We start from the raw sequence: 17,795 nt of genomic DNA on the forward strand, positions 1-17,795 counted from the left end.
CACGCGGACGCGTGCCCAGCGGCGGGCCGCTGTCCCCGGGGCGGCCCGCCCGCGACCACCCCGTTGCGCCCAGATAACAGTCCCTTAACCTCTCCTCACCGGCGCCTGCCGGCGGCCGAACTTCCGCGGTTGTCGTTCCTCTAACCAGCGCCGACGATTTCGGGTCCGTGATCCGCACCCGCGGGTCGCGACGGCACTTCCCCGCCCAGAAGGAGGCCGACATGGACAAGCCTTACGGCACGCTTGACCGGCATTCCGATCAGCCCCATGTGCGCGCGGTCGACACCGGCGACCCGTTCCGTTGGCTGGGTCGGGGCTGGGCCGACATGCGCGAGAACCTCGCGGCGAGCGTGAGCTACGGGCTGCTGTTCAGCGGCATCGGCTATTTCATCTTGGCATACACGAGCGGGTTCCCCTACCTGTTCGGCGCGGCGATCTCGGGCTTTCTCCTCGTCGGACCGCTCGCGGCGGCCGGCCTGTACGAAATTTCGCGGCGGCGGGAGGACGGCAACACCATCACTTTCGGCAAATCGCTGCGGGGTTTCCGCGAGCACAGCGTCCACCTGCTGTACTTCGGCGCGTTCCTCGCCTTCGTGCTGCTCGGGTGGGAGCGCCTGTCGGCGATCCTGTTCTCGGCGTTCGACGTCCACGATGCCGCCAGCGCGGGCGGCTTCGTGCAGGAAGTGCTGCTTTCCGGGCAATACCCGGTGTTCATCGCCTCCTATCTCCTGGTCGGCGGCGTGATCGCCGCGATCGTGTTCTCGCTGTCGGTCGTGTCGGTGCCGATCCTGATGGACCGGGACATCGACGTCGTGACGGCGATGGCGACAAGCATGCGCGCGGTCACCGCGAATCCCGGCGCGATGACCGTCTGGGCGGCGCTCGTCGTCGCGCTGATCGCGATCGGCTTCGCGACGCTCGCCGGCATGATCGTCCTGCTGCCGCTCGTCGGCCACGCGAGCTGGCATGCGTACAAGGACCTCATCGAATAATGCCGCCCGACTGACCGCCGCGCTGCCGCAGCACGCGGTTAGAATCGGGATCGTCTTCGGGCTTGCCCCGCTGCCCCTTCCCACAGGAACAAGAGAACGAGAATGTCCAATCCCCTGCTCGATTTTTCGACCTTCCCCCGCTTCGACGACATCCGTCCGGAGCACGTCGCCCCGGCGATCCGCGAGCTCATCGACGAAAACCGCAAGCTGATCGACGAGCTCGTCGCCGACCCGGCACCGCCGACATGGGCGAACTTCGTGACGCCGATGACCGAGGAAGGCGAACGGCTCGGCCGTGCATGGGGCATCGTCGGGCACATGCACAGCGTCATGGACGTGCCCGAGTGGCGCGAAGCCTACAACGCGATGCTCCCCGAAGTGTCGAGCTTCTACGCCGAAGTCGGCCAGAACCTCGAGCTGTACGAAAAGTACCGGCAACTGCACGCCAGCGCCGAATACGACACCCTGACGGCCGCGCGCCGGCGCATCATCGACCACGAATTGCGCGACTTCCGCCTGTCGGGCGCCGAGCTGCCCGAGGCCGACAAGCCGCGCTTCAAGGAGATCCAGGAAGAGCAATCCGCGCTCGCGGCGAAGTTCTCCGAAAACCTGCTCGACGCGACCAACGCGCATGCGGAGTGGATCGAGGACGAGGCCGCTCTCGCCGGGTTGCCCGACGACGCGCTCGCCGCCGCGCGCGCCGCCGCCGAGCGCGACGGCCGGCCGGGCTGGAAGTTCACGCTGCAGATGCCGGCCTATCTGCCGGTGATGCAGTACGCCGACAACCGCGAGCTGCGTGCGCGCATGTATCGCGCGTACGCGACGCGCGCGTCCGAGCAGGGCAAGCCCGAGCTCGACAACGGCCCGCTGATCGGGCGCATCCTCGCGCTGCGCGCCGAAGAGGCGAAGATGCTCGGCTACGAAAACTTCGCCGAAGTCTCGCTCGTCGCGAAGATGGCGCAATCGACCGACGAAGTGCTCGACTTCCTGCGCGAACTCGCACGCAAGGCGAAGCCGTTTGCCGAACGCGACCTCGCCGAGCTGCGGGAATTCGCGCACAGCGAGATCGGAATCGAACCGCTGGAACCGTGGGACGTCGGCTACGCGTCGGAGAAGCTGCGCGAGGCGCGCTATGCGTTCTCGGACCAGGAGGTGAAACAGTACTTCCCGGAACCGAAAGTGCTCGAAGGTCTCTTCGGCGTGATCCGCGCGCTGTACGACGTCGACATCGTCACGGACGAGGCGCCGACGTGGGACCCGAGCACGCGCTTCTTCCGCATCGACAAGGGCGGCGCGACCGTCGGCCACTTCTACCTCGACCTCCACGCGCGCGAAACCAAGCGCGGCGGCGCGTGGATGGACTCGGCGAGGAGCCGCGCGGTCGGCCCGCGGGGCACGCAGACGCCGATCGCCTACCTCGTCTGCAACTTCCCCGGTCCGGTCGGCGGCAAGCCGGCGACCTTCACGCACGACGACGTGCTGACACTGTTCCACGAATGCGGTCACGGCCTGCACCACCTCCTGACGCGCGTCGACGACCTCGCGGTGTCGGGCATCCACGGCGTCGAGTGGGATGCGGTGGAGCTGCCGAGCCAGTTCATGGAGAACTTCTGCTGGGAGTGGGACGTGCTGTCCGGAATGACGTCGCACGTCGATACCGGCGCGCCGCTGCCGCGCGAACTTTTCGACAAGATGATCGCGGCGAAGAACTTCCAAAGCGGGATGCAGATGGTGCGCCAGCTCGAGTTCTCGCTGTTCGACCTGCGCCTGCACAGCGACGTCGATGCCGCCGCCGGACCGGTGCGGACCGAGCGCGTGATGGCGCTGCTCGACGAGGTGCGGAGCGAAGTCGCGGTGATCGTTCCGCCCGCTTGGCATCGCTTTCCGCACAGCTTCTCGCATATCTTCGCCGGCGGCTACGCGGCGGGCTATTACAGCTACAAGTGGGCGGAGGTGCTGTCGGCCGACGCGTTCGAGGCCTTCGAGGAAGCCGGCGACGGCAAGGGATCGCTGCTGGATCGGGACACGGGGGAACGGTTCTGGCGGGAGATCCTCGCCGTCGGCGGCAGTCGGCCGGCGATCGAATCCTTCAAGGCCTTCCGCGGCCGCGAGCCACGCGTCGATGCGCTACTGCGCCACAACGGGATGGTGAGCGCCTGAGTCGTGTCCGGCAGCGGGGGGCCCGCTGCGGGGAATGCCTGCCTAAAGGAAGGTGGCCTTGCCCTGGAGCACCCGGTCCTGGACAGGGGCCGGAACTCCGCGTTCGATCATGTTCATCTTGGCGTTCGCGTGATCACCGCCCCGGGCGAGATACTCGATGATCTCGCCGACGTACTGGCGCATGAGCCAATCCACGCGCATGTCGAGTCCAGCGTGCGCCATGTTGTCCTCCGTCATTATTCGGCGATCGCCGCCTGGGGGCCGTGCCCCGGTCCAGAAGCCAGTTCCGTGCCACGATGCGATAAAGCGGGCAATACCGGGGATTTCCGCCCCGCCCCCCAGCGTAGCTCGAACGACGCGCCGACACTGTAAAAATTACCGACAACTTCTCGAGCCTCGCCGAAATGAAAATTGCGACCTGGAACGTCAACTCCCTGAAAGTCCGGCTGCCGCACGTCCTCGACTGGCTCGCGACGAACCGGCCCGCTGTACTGTGCCTGCAGGAACTCAAGATGGAGGACAAGGGCTTTCCCGTCACCGACCTCGAAGCGGCCGGATACCGCTGCGCGTACAGCGGACAGAAGACTTACAACGGCGTCGCAATCCTGAGTCGCAGCGCGCCGCGCGACATCAACGTCGGCATTCCCGGGTTCGACGACGAGCAGAAGCGCGTCCTCGCGGCGACCGTGGATGGCGTACGGATCGTCTGCGCCTACTTTCCGAACGGCCAGGCCGTCGGCTCCGAGAAGTTCGAATACAAGCTGCGCTGGCTCGCGGCGCTGACCGAGTGGCTGCGGACGGAGCTGAGCGCACACGAGAAACTCGTGCTGACCGGCGACTTCAACATCGCGCCCGAAGACCGCGACGCCCATCCGCAATGGGCGGACGACATCCACGTGTCGCCTCCGGAACGGGCGGCGTTCGCGGCGCTGACCGCGCTCGGCCTGTGCGACGCGTTCCGGCTGTTCCCGCAGGACGAAGGAAGCTACTCGTGGTGGGATTACCGCATGGGCGCGTTCCGTCGCAACTTCGGCCTGCGCATCGACCACATCCTCGTGTCGCCCGCGCTGCGCGACGCGTGCTTCGCGTGCTCGATCGACAAGGCGCCGCGCAAGCTCGAACGGCCGTCCGACCACGCGCCGGTGATGGTCGAACTCGACCTTCAGTGCCTGCGGGCGGCCGCGGAAGATCCGCTATGAACCGGCAGGAACAGGCGCTCGCACGCCTCGCGGAACGCTACCCGGTGATGGGCGCGCTGCCTCGCTCCGCGCAGCAGCGCCTGCTCGAAACCGGGCATTGGGCGCGCGTGCCCGCGGGCGGCCTGCTTTTCGACGACCACCAGGGCTGCGAAGGCTTCCCGTTCGTCATCGAAGGTTCGGTGCGCGTCGTCAAGTCCGCGCCGAACGGGCGCGAGCTGCCGCTGTACCGCGTCGCCGCGGGCGAAACCTGCATCATCTCGTCGTCATGCCTGCTGGGGCGTGAACCCTACAACGCGCGCGGCATCGCGGAAGCCGACACCGTGCTGATGCTGTTGCCGAAGGACGAGTTCGATGCGCTGCTCGCCGAGCCCGCGTTCCGGGATTTCGTGTTCCATCTCTTCGCCGATCGTATCGCCAACCTGATGCAGCTCGTCGAGGAGGTCGCGTTCCACCGCCTCGACCAGCGGCTCGCGGCGCTGCTGCTCGGCAAGGGGCGCATCCTCCATGTCACGCATCAGCAGCTCGCCGATGAACTCGGCAGCGTGCGCGAATTCGTCAGCCGCCTACTAAAGGGGTTCGCGGCGCAGGGGCTCGTCAAACCGTCGCGCGAACAGATCGAAATCCTCGATCCCGCGGGGCTGCGAAGGGTCGCGAGCGGAAGCCACGACAGCTAGCGCTCCGCCCTGTGTAACCGGGGTTACAGACGCCGCCCGCCCCGAGTGGTGAAATCCGTCCGTACTCACTCATGGACGGAGAAAATCATGACATCGAACGTTGGCGGCATCGACAAAGTGCTTCGCATCGTCGCCGGAATTGCATTGCTGATCCTCGCGACTCTCGGCATCGGCGCGCCGTGGACCTGGTTCGGCGTCGTCCCGCTCGCGACCGGGCTCCTCGGCTGGTGCCCGGCCTATTCGATCTTCGGGCTGAAGACCTGCCCGCTGAAGAAGGCCTGACGCATCGCGCCCGTCGCCGCAAGCGGCGAGCGGGAATCGAACGTCTTTCGCCGCGCCGGCGCCGCGCTCGCCGGTCGGCGCCTTACTCTCCGCCAGCCGCGGATCGCTTCGCCGCGACGTGGTTCGCGATCGCGACGTAGTCGGCGACCGTCAGCCGTTCGCCGCGCAAGCCCGGATCGAGCCCGAGCGCGACGAAATCCGCCTCGTCGAGATGCTCGCGCAGCGTATTGCGCAGCGTCTTGCGCCGCTGGCCGAACGCCGCGGCGACGATGCGTTCGAGCAGCGCCTCGTCCTTCGCGGTCAGGGCCGCGGGCGGCAGCGGCACCATGCGCACGATGCTCGACGTGACCTTCGGCGCGGGACGGAACGCGCCGGGCGGCACGTCGAATAGCCGGCCCATCCGGAAGCGGTACTGCAACATCACCGAAAGCCGGCCGTAATCCTCGGTGCCCGGCTCGGCGACCATGCGCATCACGACTTCCTTCTGCAGCATGAACGTCATGTCGCAGACTTGCGCCGCGAATCCGGCGAGGTGGAACAGCAGCGGCGTCGAGATGTTGTACGGCAGGTTGCCGACGACCCGCAGCGGCGCGCCGAGCGTGCCGAAGTCGAACTTCAGCGCGTCGCCCTCGTGGATCGTCAGCCGTTCCGGCGAGTAGCGCTCGCGCAGGCGGGCGATCAGGTCGCGATCGATCTCGACGACGTGCAGGTGCCCGAGGCGCTCGACGAGCGGGTCGGTCATCGCGCCGAGGCCCGGGCCGATCTCGACGACGGTCTCGCCCGCGACCGGGCGGATCGCGTCGATGATCTTGCGGATGATGTTGGGATCGGACAGGAAATTCTGACCGAAGCGCTTGCGCGCGCGATGTTCGCTCATGAAGGGCTCTGGTTGTTCGTTACGGGCGGAGCGCCGCGGCGCCGGCGCGATGCGTTCGCGCGTGGCTTCAGGAAGCCGCCTCGGCCATGCCGGTCGCGAGATCGACCGCCGCGAACAGGCTGCCCGGGTCGGCGCGGCCGGTGCCGGCGAGATCGAGCGCGGTGCCGTGGTCGACCGACGTGCGGATGACCGGCAGTCCGAGCGTGACGTTGACGCCGCCGCCAAAGCTCACATGTTTCAGCACCGGCAGGCCCTGGTCGTGGTACATCGCGAGCACCGCATCCCCTTGCGCGAGCGTGTGCGGCACGAACAGGGTATCGGCAGGCAGCGGGCCGACGAGCTGCATCCCCGCGGATCGCAGCTTGTCGAGCACCGGAACGATGACGTCAATTTCCTCCCGCCCCATGTGTCCGCCTTCGCCGGCGTGCGGGTTCAGCCCGGCGACGAGGATGCGCGGCGCGGCGAGCCCGAAGCGTCCGACGAGGTCCGCATGCAGGATACGCAGCGTGTCCTCGAGCAGTTCGCGCGTGATCGCAGCGGGTACCGCGGCGAGCGGCAGGTGCGTCGTCGCGAGCGCGACGCGCAGGCCGCCGCCGACGAGCATCATGACGACGCGCGGCGTGCCGGTGCGTTCGGCAAAATATTCGGTATGGCCGCTGAACGGGACGCCGCCGTCGTTGATCACGCCCTTGTGCACCGGCGCGGTGACGACGCCCGCGAACTCGCCGCCGCGGCAGCCGTCGAGCGCGCGGTCGAGCAGCGCGAGCACGTAACGCGCGTTCGCAACGTCGAGCCGGCCGGGCACCGCGGGCGCGGCCAGCGGGACGTGCAGGACTTCGACGACGCCCGCCGGCGCCGGCGCGCTGCGCTTGAACGCGCGCACCTCCGCGACACCGGCCGCGCGTTCGCGCATCAGCCCGATGTCTCCGAGCACCACGAGCCGTGCGCGCGACGCGCGCGACGCGAGCTGCGCGCAGAGTTCCGGCCCGACGCCGGCCGGTTCGCCGCTCGTGATCGCGAGGACCGGACGGGCGCGCACGCGCTTACTCCTTCTCCACGCGGTATTCGACGTAGGTGCGGTCGCGCAGCTGACGCAGCCAGTCCTCGTACGCCTCATCGGCCTTGCGCTCGCGCAGCGCGTTGCGGGCGGCGGTGCGCCTGCGCTCTTCGGAGACGTCCTGCACGCGCCGCGCGTCGACCTTGATCAGGTGCCAGCCGAACGGCGAGCGCACCGGGGGGCTCACTTCGCCCGGCGCCAGCGCAATCATCGCGCGCTCGAACTCCGGCACCGTGTCGCCGGGGCTCAGCCAGCCGAGGTCGCCGCCTTTCGCGGCCGACATGTCGGCCGAGTTCGCCTTCGCGAGTTCGCCGAAATCGGCGCCGTTGTCGATCCGTTCGCGCAGCGCGACGAGCCGGCTCTCGGCCTCGCTGTCGCTGATGATCTCCGACGTGCGGATCAGGATGTGGCGCGCGCGCGTCTGTTCGAGCTGCTGAGGCTCGCCGGGGCCGCCTCCGCGCTTGTCGACGAGCTTGACGATGTGCAGGCCTGCGGCGCTTCGCATCAGCGGCGATACTTCGCCGGGCTGCAGCTTGCGGACCGCGTCGGCAAACATCGCCGGCAGGCGGTCGCGGCTGCGCCAGCCGAGCTGGCCGCCGTTCATCGCGTCGGGCGCATCGGAATTCGCCGCGGCGAGCCGACCGAAGTCGTCGCCGCTCCGCAGCCGCGCGACGACGTTCTCGGCGCGCGCTGACAGGCGTGCGAGTTGTTGCGGCGACGCACCTTCCGGGACGCGCATCAGGATGTGCGCGACGAGGAATTCCTCGCCGGACATCGCGTCCGGATTGTTTGCGAGAAAGTTGTCGACTTCCGCGTCGGTGACGACGATGCGGCCGTCCACCTCGCGCTCGCGCAGCCGCGTCAGCAGGATTTCGGTGCGGATCTCGTTGCGGAAGCGGTCCCAACTGACGCCGTCCTTCTCGAGCGTCGCGCGCAGGTCCGCCTGGCTAAGCTTGTTGTTCTCGGCGATGCGCGAAATCGCGCGTTCGAGCGTCGCGTCGTCGACTTGCAGCGAAGTCTCGCGCGCGAACTGGATCTGCGCGCGCTCGAGGACCAGGCGCTCGAGGAGCTGCTTTTCGAGCACCTCGGCCGGGGGCAGCGGCGTGCCTTGGCGGTTGAGCTGATGGATCGCCTGTTGCACCCGTTCGCGCAATTCGAGCGTCGTGATGACCTCGTCGTTGACGATCGCGACGATGCGGTCGACTTCGACGGGCTTCGCCAGCGCGGCCGGAGCCGATGTTGCGGGCGCTGCGGGCGCCGGTTCCGCCGGCGCCTGGACGGACTGGGCGAGTTTCAAGCGCGCCGGCACGGCCGCCGACGCAACGAAAGGCAGGGTCGCGCAACACAGACCGGCGGAAAGGACGAGGCTGACGCGCGGGGAAATTCGTTTCATGGTTTCCAGAAAGAAATGTTGCGGCGATCGCCGGTTCAGTAGGCGCCGAAGACGCGGTTGCCGACGGGCTCGTTGATCTTGCCATAGCCCGGGACGCTGCGTTTGAGCAGGTTGATCGGACTCGATCCGACGCTCGCGAGGCCATTGAGTTCAAGCTGCACGAAGATCGCCTGCGTCACGTCCTCCGGGTTCGTCGCGAAGCGGTGGACCGCGGTGCGGAACGCCCAGCAACCGCCGTCGTATTCGAGACCGGCGATCGTTTCGGTGACGCGGCTTTCCTTGAGCGAGCGGGTCACGCGTGCGACCCCGTACCAGTTGCGCCCGAGCGGCCACTGGCCGGACACGTCGACATCCTCGAAGCCGGCGGCGGTGACGCCGGTGACGACGTCGCGGCGGGAATAGCGGTAGCGGACGTTCAGCGCCTTCGCGTAAGCCGGCTGATAGCGGACGCCGAAGTTGAAGCGCTCGGTCCAGCTCTCGTTCGCGTTGTACTGCCACGCGGATTCGATCGACGACGTCTGCGTGACGCGGCCGCTGAACGCGGCGAGGGTGTCGGCGCGCCGCCCGGTGCGCGGAACCTCGCCCGGGAGCGTGACCTCCTGGTCGTTGAAGTAATAACGCTGCCCGACCGTCGCGCGCATCCGCTCGGCGCCAGTCTGCGGATCGAGCAGGCGCGACGTCACGGCGGCGGTGATCTGGTTCGCGTCGGCGATGCGGTCGCCGCCCGAATACAGGTTCTCGGAGAATATCTGCGCGAAGCCAAAGTCGTAGCGCGCGGAGTCGAAAACCGGGATGTCGCTCTGGTCCTCGTGCGGCACGTTCACGTAGTAGATCCGCGGCTCGAGCGTCTGGAGGTAGCCCTGGCCGAAGAAGGTCGTGTCGCGCTCGAAGTTCAGGCCGGCGTCGAGCGTGAACACCGGCAGCGAACGGGTGATCGAATCCCTCAGCCCGGCCTCGTGCTGCGGACGGTCGAGGTCGTATTGCGTGTAATGCACGCCGATCTTCGGCGTCACATAGTAGGCGGGCCGCTCGAACGGCAGCGCGAGCTGCGGGTAGAGCGTGAACCGGCTGCCGGTGTTGAACTGCCGGTCCGGATGGTCGAACTGCACGTACTCGCCGCGGAACGCGAAGGTCGTGCCGAGCGCCAGGTCCGCGCGGTTCGCATTGAGCAGCAATTGCGGCAGGCGCCGATAGGGTTCGACGGGGGGCTGGTCGAACTCGTCCGTCACGAGCGTCTGGTAGCTCTGCACGAGCGCGGACGCGCTCCACCAATCACTCGGCACGTAGGTCAGCCGGCCCTCGCGCAACAGGTTCACCTTCGACGACATCGACACGTTCGTGCTGAGGTCCTCGAAGTACTCGTCGTCGGACACGGCATTGAGGTCGATCGAGCCGAAGAGGCCCGGCGCGATCACCTGCTGGTGCTGCAGCGCGCCGAGCGCGCGCTCCTCCCCGGTGACCCGGTCCTTCGGCATCCATTCGACCTGGAGCTCGCCCGAATACCCGGGCGTGAGATAGCGGAACTCGTTCGCGAGCTGCACGCCGCGCCGTCCCATGAAGCGCGGCGCGATCGTCATGTCGTAGTTCGGCGCGATGTTCCAGTAGTACGGCACCGACACGTCGACGCCGACCTTGTTGGACGCGCCGTAGCTCGGCATCAGGAAACCGGATTGCCGTTGCCCGACGAGCGGAAACTCGGCCCACGGCCACCAGAAGATCGGGGTGTCCTTGAAGATGACCGAGGCGCCGCGAGCGGTCCCGACCTCGCGGTCGTAATCGAGTTGCAAATCGCGCGTCTTGAGGTACCAGTCGGGGTCGTCGGGCTCGCACGTGGACCACGTGGCGTTGTTCAGCCGGTACTGGTTTTCGCCTTCGAAGTACATCGTGTCCGCGTGCCCGCTGCCCGCGATCACGCGCGGCACTTCGCCGGGCGTCGTCGACTCGGACTGGCGCGACAGGCTGTACTGCGGCGACGCGAATTCGCCGAGCTGCTCCGCGATTTTGAGTCGCGCGTCCGGCCCAGACACCACGGTCGTACCCTGCTCGAGACGGACGTTGCCGTGCGCCTCCGCCTCGTCGGTGATTTCGCGATAGACGAGGCGGTCGCCGGACAGCACGACGTCATCGCGCCGCAGCTCGGCATTGCCCTCCGCGACGAGCTCGACGCCGCGCGTCCCGTAGAGGCGATCCGCGGTGATGTCGGTCGCGCCGGGGGCGAGGGCGGCGCGATCCGGCGTGACCGGTGCGGGCCCTTCAGTCGGAGCGGGAGCGGGCGCGGCACCCGTGGTCGGGGCGGGCCCGGGCGCCGGCGGGCGATCGGTCGGACGCTCGCCGCTCGGTGCAGGCGCGCTCGGCCCCGGGGGTTTCGCGTCCACGCTCGGGCGGGGACGGCTCTTGATCAGGTCCGGAGAAATCACCAGCGGCGGCAATCCGGCCGCGACGGACGGGCCCGAAAGACAGCAGATAAGCAGCGGAATCAGTCGCAGCCGGGTCCTCAATTCCGTTTCGCGCAAACGTCTTCCCCTGTCATGAATATTGTTCGCCCGACGGTGCCCGGCACGGTCGCGGCCTTTGTTAAACTCGCGGATTTTACACGAAGCCTCGCGGAGAACCCGGTGCAAAGACTCGCCCGACTGAATGACTGGCTGATTGCGCAGTTGCCCGGAAAGCATTTCGAGCTGACGCCCGCATCGGCCGACGCGAGCTTCCGGCGCTATTTCCGCGTACGGCTCGCGGAGGACGGCAGCACGCGGATCGTGATGGACGCGCCGCCCGAGCACGAGGACACTCGGCCGTGGCTGAAAGTCGCCGAACTTTTTGGCGCCGCCGGCGCGCACGTGCCCGACGTGCTCGCGCAGGACGCGGAGCAGGGCTTCCTGCTGCTCTCGGACCTCGGCAGCACGACTTACTTCGCCGCGCTGAACCCCGACAACGCGGCACACCTCTACGCCGACGCGCTCGGCGCGCTGATCGCGATCCAGAAGGCGGGCCGGCCCGGCGTGCTGCCGGAATATTCGCGCGAACTCCTGCGGCGCGAGCTGATGCTGTTCCCGGAGTGGTACGTCGCGCGCCACAAGGGCGTCACGCTCGACGAGCGCGAGCGGCAAACGCTCGACAACGTGTTCGACCGCATCCTCGCGGTGAACCTCGCCGAGCCGCAGGTCTTCGTGCACCGCGACTATCATTCGCGCAACCTGATGCACGTCGCCGACGGCGCCAATCCCGGCATCATCGACTTCCAGGACGCGGTCTACGGGCCGCTGACCTACGACCTCGCGTCGCTCTTCAAGGACGCCTACATCCACTGGGAAGAGGATTTCACGCTCGACCTCCTTGCCCGCTACTGGGAGGCCGCGCGCAAGCTCAGCCTGCCGGTGCGCGCCGACTTCTCGGATTTCCACCGCGACTACGAATGGATGGGCGTGCAGCGCCACATCAAGGTGCTCGGCATCTTCGCGCGCCTCGCCCACCGGGACGGCAAGGACAACTATCTCGCCGACATGCCGCTGGTGATGGACTACCTGCGGCGCGCGTGCAAGCGCTACCGTGACCTCACGCCGCTGCTGCGGCTGCTCGACCGGCTCGATCCGGAGCCCGTCGAAGTCGGCTACACGTTCTGATGCGCGCGATGATCCTCGCCGCCGGGCGCGGCGAGCGGATGCGCCCGCTGACCGACGCCTGTCCGAAACCGCTGCTCGCGGCTGGCGGCAAGCCGTTGATCGTGTGGCACATTGAGCGGCTGCGCGACGCCGGCTTCGACGAGATCGTCATCAACCACGCGCACCTCGGCGCGATGATCGAAGCCGCGCTCGGCGACGGCCGGCAGTTCGGCGCGCACCTCCGCTATTCGGCCGAAGCCGACGCGCTCGAGACCGCCGGCGGCATCCGCCAGGCGCTGCCGCTGCTCGGCGACGCGCCGTTCCTCGTCGTGAACGGCGACGTGTTCTGCGACATCGACGTCGCGGCGCTGCGTCACACAGGCGAGTCGCTCGCGCCGGCCGGCGATCTAGCGCTGCTGGCGATGGTCGCGAATCCGCCGCATCACCCCGCCGGCGACTTTCGCCTCGATGCAGGCCGGCTCGCGCGCGACGGCGGGCCGCGGCTGACGTTCTCCGGCCTCGGCGTCTATCACCCATCGCTCTTCGCGGAGATCGCTCCCGGCGCGAAGGCGCCGCTCGCACCGCTGCTGCGCACCGCGATGGACGCCGGCAAGGTCGGCGGCGTCCTCCACACGGGTTACTGGCTCGACGTCGGGACGCCCGCCCGGCTTGCAGAACTCGATCGGCGCCTGCGCTCGGCAAGCGGCGCCGCCCCCGCCGAACGCGCGGGCCGGACCCCTGTCGAACCCGGAAAACAACAGCCGGGACCCCGCCGATGAAAACGCCCGCAGAGAACTCCGCTTTCGACCTCGCGCCGTTTCGCGCCCGCCGCGAACGGCTGCTCGCGCGCATGGCCGCGCTCGGCGGCGGCATCGCCGTGCTGCCGACCGCGCCGGAATACGCCCGCAACCGCGACACCCACTACCCGTTCCGCTTCGACAGCTACTTCCATTACCTCTCCGGCTTCGGCGAACCCGAAGCCGTCGTCGTGCTGGTCGCCGACGACAACCCGAGGAGCATCTTGTTCTGCCGCGCGAAGGATGACGAGCGCGAGATCTGGGACGGTTACCGCTTCGGGCCGGACGCCGCGCGCGAGCGCTTCGGCTTCGACGAGGCCTGGACGATCGGCGACTTCGACGGCCGCTTCGCCGACCTCCTCGCGAACCGGCCGACGCTGTGGTGCGGGCTCGGCTACGACGCCGACTGGGACGCGCGGCTAATGCGGGCGCTGAACACGGTGCGCGCCAACACGCGGGCGGGCGCGGTGCCGCCGCATTCAATCCGCGACGTGCGCGCCGAACTCGACGAGATGCGCCTGATCAAGGACGAGTCCGAACTCGCGGTGATGCGCCGCGCCGGCGCGATTTCCGGCGACGCGCACCGGCGCGCGATGGCGGCGACGCGACCGGGCCGCTTCGAGTACGAGATCGAGGCCGAGCTGCTGCACGCGTTCCGCCGCGCCGGCAGCCAGTCGCCCGCCTACCCGTCGATCGTCGCCAGCGGCGCGAACGCCTGCGTGCTGCATTACATCGGCAACGGCTGCCGGCTGGCCGACGGTGAGCTGCTGCTGATCGACGCCGGCTGCGAGCTCGACGGCTACGCGTCCGACATCACGCGCAGCTTTCCGGTCAACGGTCGCTTCAGCGCCGCCCAGCGCGACGTATACCAACTCGTGCTCGCCGCACAATCGGCCGCGAAGGACGCGATCTTCCCCGGCGCGAACTGGAACGAGCCGCACGACGCCGCGGTCCGCGTCCTCGCGGGCGGACTGATCGACCTGAAACTCCTCGCCGGCAGCCTCGACGCCGTCATCGAGCAGGGACTGTACCGGCGCTTCTATATGCATCGCACCGGCCACTGGCTCGGCCGTGACGTCCACGACGCCGGAGAATACAAGCGCGACGGCGAGTGGCGCACCCTCGAACCGGGCATGGTGCTGACCGTCGAGCCGGGGTGCTACATCCGCGCGGCCGAGGACGTGCCCGAAGCGTTCTGGAACATCGGCGTGCGCATCGAGGACGACGCCGTCGTCAGCGCCGGCGGCTGCGAATTCATCACCGACACCGCGCCGCGCTCCGTCGAGGAGATCGAAGCGGTGATGCGCGACGCGCAGGAGCGCGACCCGCACATCGGCGAAGCCGCCGTGCGCGAGGGCCGTAATGCCGCAGCATGACCTGCTGATCGTCGGCGCCGGCCCGGTCGGCCTTGCGCTCGCGCTCGCGCTGAAGGACAGCGGGCGCGACATCGTGCTCGTCGACGCCCGCCCGCGCGCCGCCGTACTCGCCGACCCGCGCGTCCTAGCGCTCGCGCACGGCACGCGTCTGACGCTCGAGCGGCTCGGCGTCTGGGACGAACTCCCGGCGACCGCGATCCGCACGATCCACGTCTCGCAGCAGGGGGGCTTCGGCCGCACGCTGTTGCGCGCGACGGACTACGGTGTCGATGCGCTCGGCTACGTCGCACCGGCGGGTGCGCTGGCAGGCGCGCTTCGGGTCGCAGTCGAGCGGGCCGGCATCCCGGTGGTCGACGAAACCGAGGTCGTAGCGCTGAATCCGTCTGCCGGGCAAGTCGGCGCGAGCCTTGCCGGCAGGGGCGCGGCGACGCACGACGGCAGCCTCGCCGCGAAGCTCGTCGCTTGCGCCGAGGGCGGGCTCAAAGGCGCGGAGCCGGAGGTCGTCGAGCACGACTACCGGCAGCACGCGCTGATCGCCCGGCTCGGCGTCGCGGACGGGCACGGTGACGTCGCGTTCGAACGCTTCACGCCGGAAGGACCGATCGCGCTGCTGCCGCACGCGGCGCATTTCGCGCTGGTCCACGTCGTCCCGCCGCAGCGTGCGACCGAGCTGCTCGCGCTCCCCGACGCCGCGTATGTCGAGCTCGTGCAGCAGCGGTTCGGCAACCGCGTGCACCTGACGACCGTCGCCGACCGTCTGCGCTATCCGCTGCTGCTGCGCTACCGCCGCGACCCGGTCGGCCCGCGCACGGTGTGGCTCGGCAACGCCGCGCAGACGCTGCATCCGGTCGCCGGACAGGGGTTCAACCTCGCACTGCGCGACGTGTGGGCGCTCGCGCAGACGCTGCTGGACCACCCGGGCGATGCCGGCGCGGCCGCGACGCTGTCCGCGTACCGCGACAGCCGTCGCCTGGATCGCTTCGGCGCGATCCATTTCACCGACGCCCTGGCGCGGATCTTCAGCAACGACCAAGGGTTGCTGCGCAGCGCGCGCGGCGCCGCGCTGTTCGCGCTCGACGCGGTCTCGCCGCTCCGCCATTTCGTCGCCCGGCGCATGATGTTCGGCGCCCGCGCCTGGCCCTGACGGAAACATTCTGCCGCTGGCTCGCGCCGATCCACACCGAAGGGTCCGGCGGGGCATGTCCCCGATCTGCAACGTTCAGCCCTGTCGCTACCCGTCTCGACGCCCCCTCCACGCCGTCGCGCATCGCGCCTCGTCGGGAAGTGCATCACGCCCCTCTTTTCGCCGGCAATCCGTAACACTTTGTTTCCGGATATGATTGGCCTCGCCGATTTCCCGGCATATCGGTTTTCTTCATGAACAAGCACATGCGAATCCGGTACAAGATCACGCTTGCAGTCGGTGTCGCCATCACGACCGTGCTCGTCGCGATGGCGATGTTCTACACGCACTTCCAGGAACAATCCGTGCTGCAGCAGAACGAGCGGACGATGCAGAAGCTCACCGAGAGCGTCGCCCAGGGGCTGCAGGCCGTCATGCTCGCCGGCTCTGCCGACATCGCCGAATCCTATGCGGATCGCCTCAAGGGCGTCAGCGACGTCATCGACTTCCGCATCCTGCGTAAGAACGGGAACGAGGCGTTCCGCGACAACGAGACGATCGAGAACGTTAATCGCCGGCGTGGCGAGGAGAGCTTCGCGCCGCGCGACACCGAAACGGAGGTGCCGGTCCTCGCCGGGGATGATCCGCACCTACAGGCGACGATCCAAAGCGGCAAAGCCGTTCCGGTCTACGACCGTGACGCGAACGGCAACCGTACGCTGACCTTTCTCGCACCGATCAAGGCAATCGAGTCGTGCAGCCGTTGTCATGGCAGCGGCGAAGCGGTGCGAGGCGTCATCAAGCTCACGACTTCGCTCGCGCCGGTCGAGCGCGACATCCTCGAACTGCGGCAGTACTCGCTCGGCGGCCTCGCGATTGGCCTGATGGCGACGATGCTCCTCACCGGCTACATGCTCGGCCGCATCGTCGTCACTCCCCTGGAGAAAGTCATGGCGGCGATGGGCCGCGTGTCGGGCGGCGACCTCGATCACCAGGTCCCGATCGACAGCCGCGACGAACTCGGCCGCATGGCGAACAGCTTCAACCGGATGACGTCCGAACTGAAGACGTCGTACGACGGCCTCCGCCGTGAACAGGACAAGCTGACGACGATCATCCATGGCGCGGGTGAAGGCATCGTCGTCACCGATGGCAGCGGCAAGGTCGTCCTGGTCAACCCGGCCGCCGAACGGCTGCTCGAGAAGTCTGCGAGCCAGATCATCGGTGAAGGTTTCGAGCATCTCATCGACGACCCGGACTCGATGCGCACGTGGCTCGCCCAGGAAGCGCATGAAGGGCCGGCGACCGCGACTTACAAGGGCCGCACCTTCCACGTCTACGCGTCGACGATCCTCGCCACCGACGCGCACGTCGTGGGCTCCGCAGCGCTGCTGCGCGACATTACCGAAGAAAAGCGGCTCGAAGAGGAGTTGCGCCGGCTGTCGACGACCGACGGCCTGACCTCCCTCTACAACCGCAGACACCTCGACGAGACGCTGAACACCGAATATCACCGCGCAATGCGCACGCACAATCCGCTTGCGGTGGTGATGTTCGATATCGATCATTTCAAGAAATTCAACGACACCTACGGGCACGACCAGGGCGACCGCGTATTGCAGGCGGTCGCGCGAAATTTCCGCGACGCATTGCGCAAGTACGATCTGGCGTGCCGTTACGGCGGCGAGGAATTCGTCGGCATCCTGCCGAACACGACGCTCGAAGGCGCGTACTGCGTCGCGGAACGGCTGCGCGCCGACATCGAGGACAGCGAAGTCGACGGGCTGAAAGTCACGATCAGTCTCGGCGTCGCCGCGTTCCCCGAAATTGTCGTGGAGTCGGCGGACGAGCTCGTCGAGGCGGCCGACCGCGCGCTGTACCAGTCGAAGGAAAACGGCCGGAACCGGACGACCCGCGCAGAGCCGCTGCCCTCGCCGGTGGCAACGTGAGCAGCCGCGGCGCGGCCGCGCGGAGGACGCCCGCCCGTGACGCATTCGGCGTCCCCCGGGCATTCGGCTGCTCGCCCGTCGCGGCATGGGGTAAAATGCCGCCTCTTCCCCGAACACCCTACTCCTCCATGCAGTACGCCGGCTTCTCCCTGCGCAACAATCTTTTCGTCGCCCCGATGGCCGGCGTTACCGATCGGCCGTTCCGGCAGCTGTGCAAGAAGCTCGGCGCCGGCGTCGCCGTGTCCGAGATGGTCACGTCGAACTCGCTCCTCTACGGCAGCGCGAAGACGCGCCGGCGCGCGAACCACGAGGGCGAA

General features: G+C 68.3%; 16 protein-coding genes. 11 read left to right on the top strand and 5 right to left on the bottom strand.

What is annotated here, in order from left to right:
* The first annotated feature begins 221 nt into the window (after window positions 1-221).
* Together V6M37_RS04930 and V6M37_RS04935 are read left to right on the top strand one after the other, a co-directional pair.
* Entirely contained in the window at window positions 222-992 is a 771-nt protein-coding gene (locus V6M37_RS04930; protein WP_332671409.1) for a DUF2189 domain-containing protein, read from the top strand.
* A gap of 102 nt (window positions 993-1,094) precedes the next feature.
* Window positions 1,095-3,152 (top strand): M3 family metallopeptidase, encoded by a 2,058-nt coding sequence (locus V6M37_RS04935; RefSeq protein WP_332671410.1) that lies wholly within the window; start codon window positions 1,095-1,097, stop codon window positions 3,150-3,152.
* Window positions 3,153-3,194: 42 nt separating this feature from the next.
* Here V6M37_RS04935 and V6M37_RS04940 read toward each other — a convergent pair whose 3' ends face one another.
* A complete protein-coding gene (locus V6M37_RS04940) occupies window positions 3,195-3,374 on the bottom strand; it encodes a hypothetical protein (protein ID WP_332671411.1) in 180 nt (59 codons plus the stop codon).
* Between the two features lie 182 nt (window positions 3,375-3,556).
* Here V6M37_RS04940 and xth point away from each other — a divergent pair, with 182 nt between their 5' ends.
* The 3 genes from xth to V6M37_RS04955 all read left to right on the top strand — a co-directional run bounded on the left by xth (window position 3,557) and on the right by V6M37_RS04955 (window position 5,307).
* Window positions 3,557-4,351 carry an exodeoxyribonuclease III gene (gene xth / locus V6M37_RS04945; RefSeq protein ID WP_332671412.1) on the top strand — a complete coding sequence of 265 codons (795 nt, stop codon included), beginning with the start codon at window positions 3,557-3,559 and terminating at the stop codon, window positions 4,349-4,351.
* Window positions 4,348-5,025 carry a Crp/Fnr family transcriptional regulator gene (locus V6M37_RS04950; RefSeq protein ID WP_332671413.1) on the top strand — a complete coding sequence of 226 codons (678 nt, stop codon included), beginning with the start codon at window positions 4,348-4,350 and terminating at the stop codon, window positions 5,023-5,025. Before xth ends, V6M37_RS04950 begins: the two co-directional genes overlap by 4 nt.
* A gap of 87 nt (window positions 5,026-5,112) precedes the next feature.
* Window positions 5,113-5,307, top strand: coding sequence for a YgaP family membrane protein (locus V6M37_RS04955; RefSeq protein WP_332671414.1), 195 nt, complete (start codon window positions 5,113-5,115; stop codon window positions 5,305-5,307).
* 82 nt (window positions 5,308-5,389) lie between these two features.
* Here V6M37_RS04955 and rsmA read toward each other — a convergent pair whose 3' ends face one another.
* The 4 genes from rsmA to V6M37_RS04975 form a co-directional block, all read right to left on the bottom strand.
* On the bottom strand, window positions 5,390-6,184 hold the full coding sequence (gene rsmA / locus V6M37_RS04960; RefSeq protein WP_332671415.1) for a 16S rRNA (adenine(1518)-N(6)/adenine(1519)-N(6))-dimethyltransferase RsmA: 795 nt from the start codon (window positions 6,182-6,184) through the stop codon (window positions 5,390-5,392).
* A gap of 67 nt (window positions 6,185-6,251) precedes the next feature.
* The gene (gene pdxA, locus V6M37_RS04965) at window positions 6,252-7,223 is read right to left on the bottom strand and encodes a 4-hydroxythreonine-4-phosphate dehydrogenase PdxA (RefSeq protein WP_332671416.1); all 972 of its coding nucleotides are present in this window, start codon (window positions 7,221-7,223) and stop codon (window positions 6,252-6,254) included.
* A gap of 4 nt (window positions 7,224-7,227) precedes the next feature.
* On the bottom strand, window positions 7,228-8,634 hold the full coding sequence (locus V6M37_RS04970; RefSeq protein ID WP_332671417.1) for a peptidylprolyl isomerase: 1,407 nt from the start codon (window positions 8,632-8,634) through the stop codon (window positions 7,228-7,230).
* 35 nt (window positions 8,635-8,669) lie between these two features.
* Window positions 8,670-11,051 carry an LPS-assembly protein LptD gene (locus V6M37_RS04975; RefSeq protein ID WP_332671418.1) on the bottom strand — a complete coding sequence of 794 codons (2,382 nt, stop codon included), beginning with the start codon at window positions 11,049-11,051 and terminating at the stop codon, window positions 8,670-8,672.
* Between the two features lie 198 nt (window positions 11,052-11,249).
* Here V6M37_RS04975 and V6M37_RS04980 point away from each other — a divergent pair, with 198 nt between their 5' ends.
* From V6M37_RS04980 to V6M37_RS05005, 6 genes are all read left to right on the top strand, one after another.
* Entirely contained in the window at window positions 11,250-12,254 is a 1,005-nt protein-coding gene (locus V6M37_RS04980; RefSeq protein ID WP_332671419.1) for an aminoglycoside phosphotransferase family protein, read from the top strand.
* A gap of 8 nt (window positions 12,255-12,262) precedes the next feature.
* Window positions 12,263-13,012, top strand: coding sequence for an N-acetylmuramate alpha-1-phosphate uridylyltransferase MurU (murU, locus tag V6M37_RS04985; RefSeq protein WP_332671424.1), 750 nt, complete (start codon window positions 12,263-12,265; stop codon window positions 13,010-13,012).
* Window positions 13,009-14,406: an aminopeptidase P N-terminal domain-containing protein gene (locus V6M37_RS04990; protein WP_332671420.1), complete on the top strand. Its 1,398-nt coding sequence runs from the start codon at window positions 13,009-13,011 to the stop codon at window positions 14,404-14,406. The genes murU and V6M37_RS04990 overlap by 4 nt, the downstream gene beginning before the upstream one ends.
* Window positions 14,393-15,550: an FAD-dependent monooxygenase gene (locus V6M37_RS04995; RefSeq protein WP_332671421.1), complete on the top strand. Its 1,158-nt coding sequence runs from the start codon at window positions 14,393-14,395 to the stop codon at window positions 15,548-15,550. Before V6M37_RS04990 ends, V6M37_RS04995 begins: the two co-directional genes overlap by 14 nt.
* A gap of 233 nt (window positions 15,551-15,783) precedes the next feature.
* The gene (locus V6M37_RS05000; RefSeq protein ID WP_332671422.1) at window positions 15,784-17,478 is read left to right on the top strand and encodes a diguanylate cyclase; all 1,695 of its coding nucleotides are present in this window, start codon (window positions 15,784-15,786) and stop codon (window positions 17,476-17,478) included.
* Window positions 17,479-17,606: 128 nt separating this feature from the next.
* The coding region (locus V6M37_RS05005; RefSeq protein WP_332671423.1) for a tRNA-dihydrouridine synthase at window positions 17,607-17,795 on the top strand (189 nt) is incomplete at its 3' end.

This window comes from Aromatoleum sp., assembly GCF_036675785.1.
Classification (GTDB): Bacteria; Pseudomonadota; Gammaproteobacteria; order Burkholderiales; family Rhodocyclaceae; genus Aromatoleum.

Coding starts and splice junctions, on each gene's coding strand:
- V6M37_RS04930 (WP_332671409.1), top strand. CDS start 222: ATGGACAAGCCTTACGGCACGCTTGACCGGCATTCCGATCAGCCCCAT.
- V6M37_RS04935 (WP_332671410.1), top strand. CDS start 1,095: ATGTCCAATCCCCTGCTCGATTTTTCGACCTTCCCCCGCTTCGACGAC.
- V6M37_RS04940 (WP_332671411.1), bottom strand. CDS start 3,374: ATGGCGCACGCTGGACTCGACATGCGCGTGGATTGGCTCATGCGCCAG.
- xth (WP_332671412.1), top strand. CDS start 3,557: ATGAAAATTGCGACCTGGAACGTCAACTCCCTGAAAGTCCGGCTGCCG.
- V6M37_RS04950 (WP_332671413.1), top strand. CDS start 4,348: ATGAACCGGCAGGAACAGGCGCTCGCACGCCTCGCGGAACGCTACCCG.
- V6M37_RS04955 (WP_332671414.1), top strand. CDS start 5,113: ATGACATCGAACGTTGGCGGCATCGACAAAGTGCTTCGCATCGTCGCC.
- rsmA (WP_332671415.1), bottom strand. CDS start 6,184: ATGAGCGAACATCGCGCGCGCAAGCGCTTCGGTCAGAATTTCCTGTCC.
- V6M37_RS04970 (WP_332671417.1), bottom strand. CDS start 8,634: ATGAAACGAATTTCCCCGCGCGTCAGCCTCGTCCTTTCCGCCGGTCTG.
- murU (WP_332671424.1), top strand. CDS start 12,263: ATGATCCTCGCCGCCGGGCGCGGCGAGCGGATGCGCCCGCTGACCGAC.
- V6M37_RS04990 (WP_332671420.1), top strand. CDS start 13,009: ATGAAAACGCCCGCAGAGAACTCCGCTTTCGACCTCGCGCCGTTTCGC.
- V6M37_RS04995 (WP_332671421.1), top strand. CDS start 14,393: ATGCCGCAGCATGACCTGCTGATCGTCGGCGCCGGCCCGGTCGGCCTT.
- V6M37_RS05000 (WP_332671422.1), top strand. CDS start 15,784: ATGAACAAGCACATGCGAATCCGGTACAAGATCACGCTTGCAGTCGGT.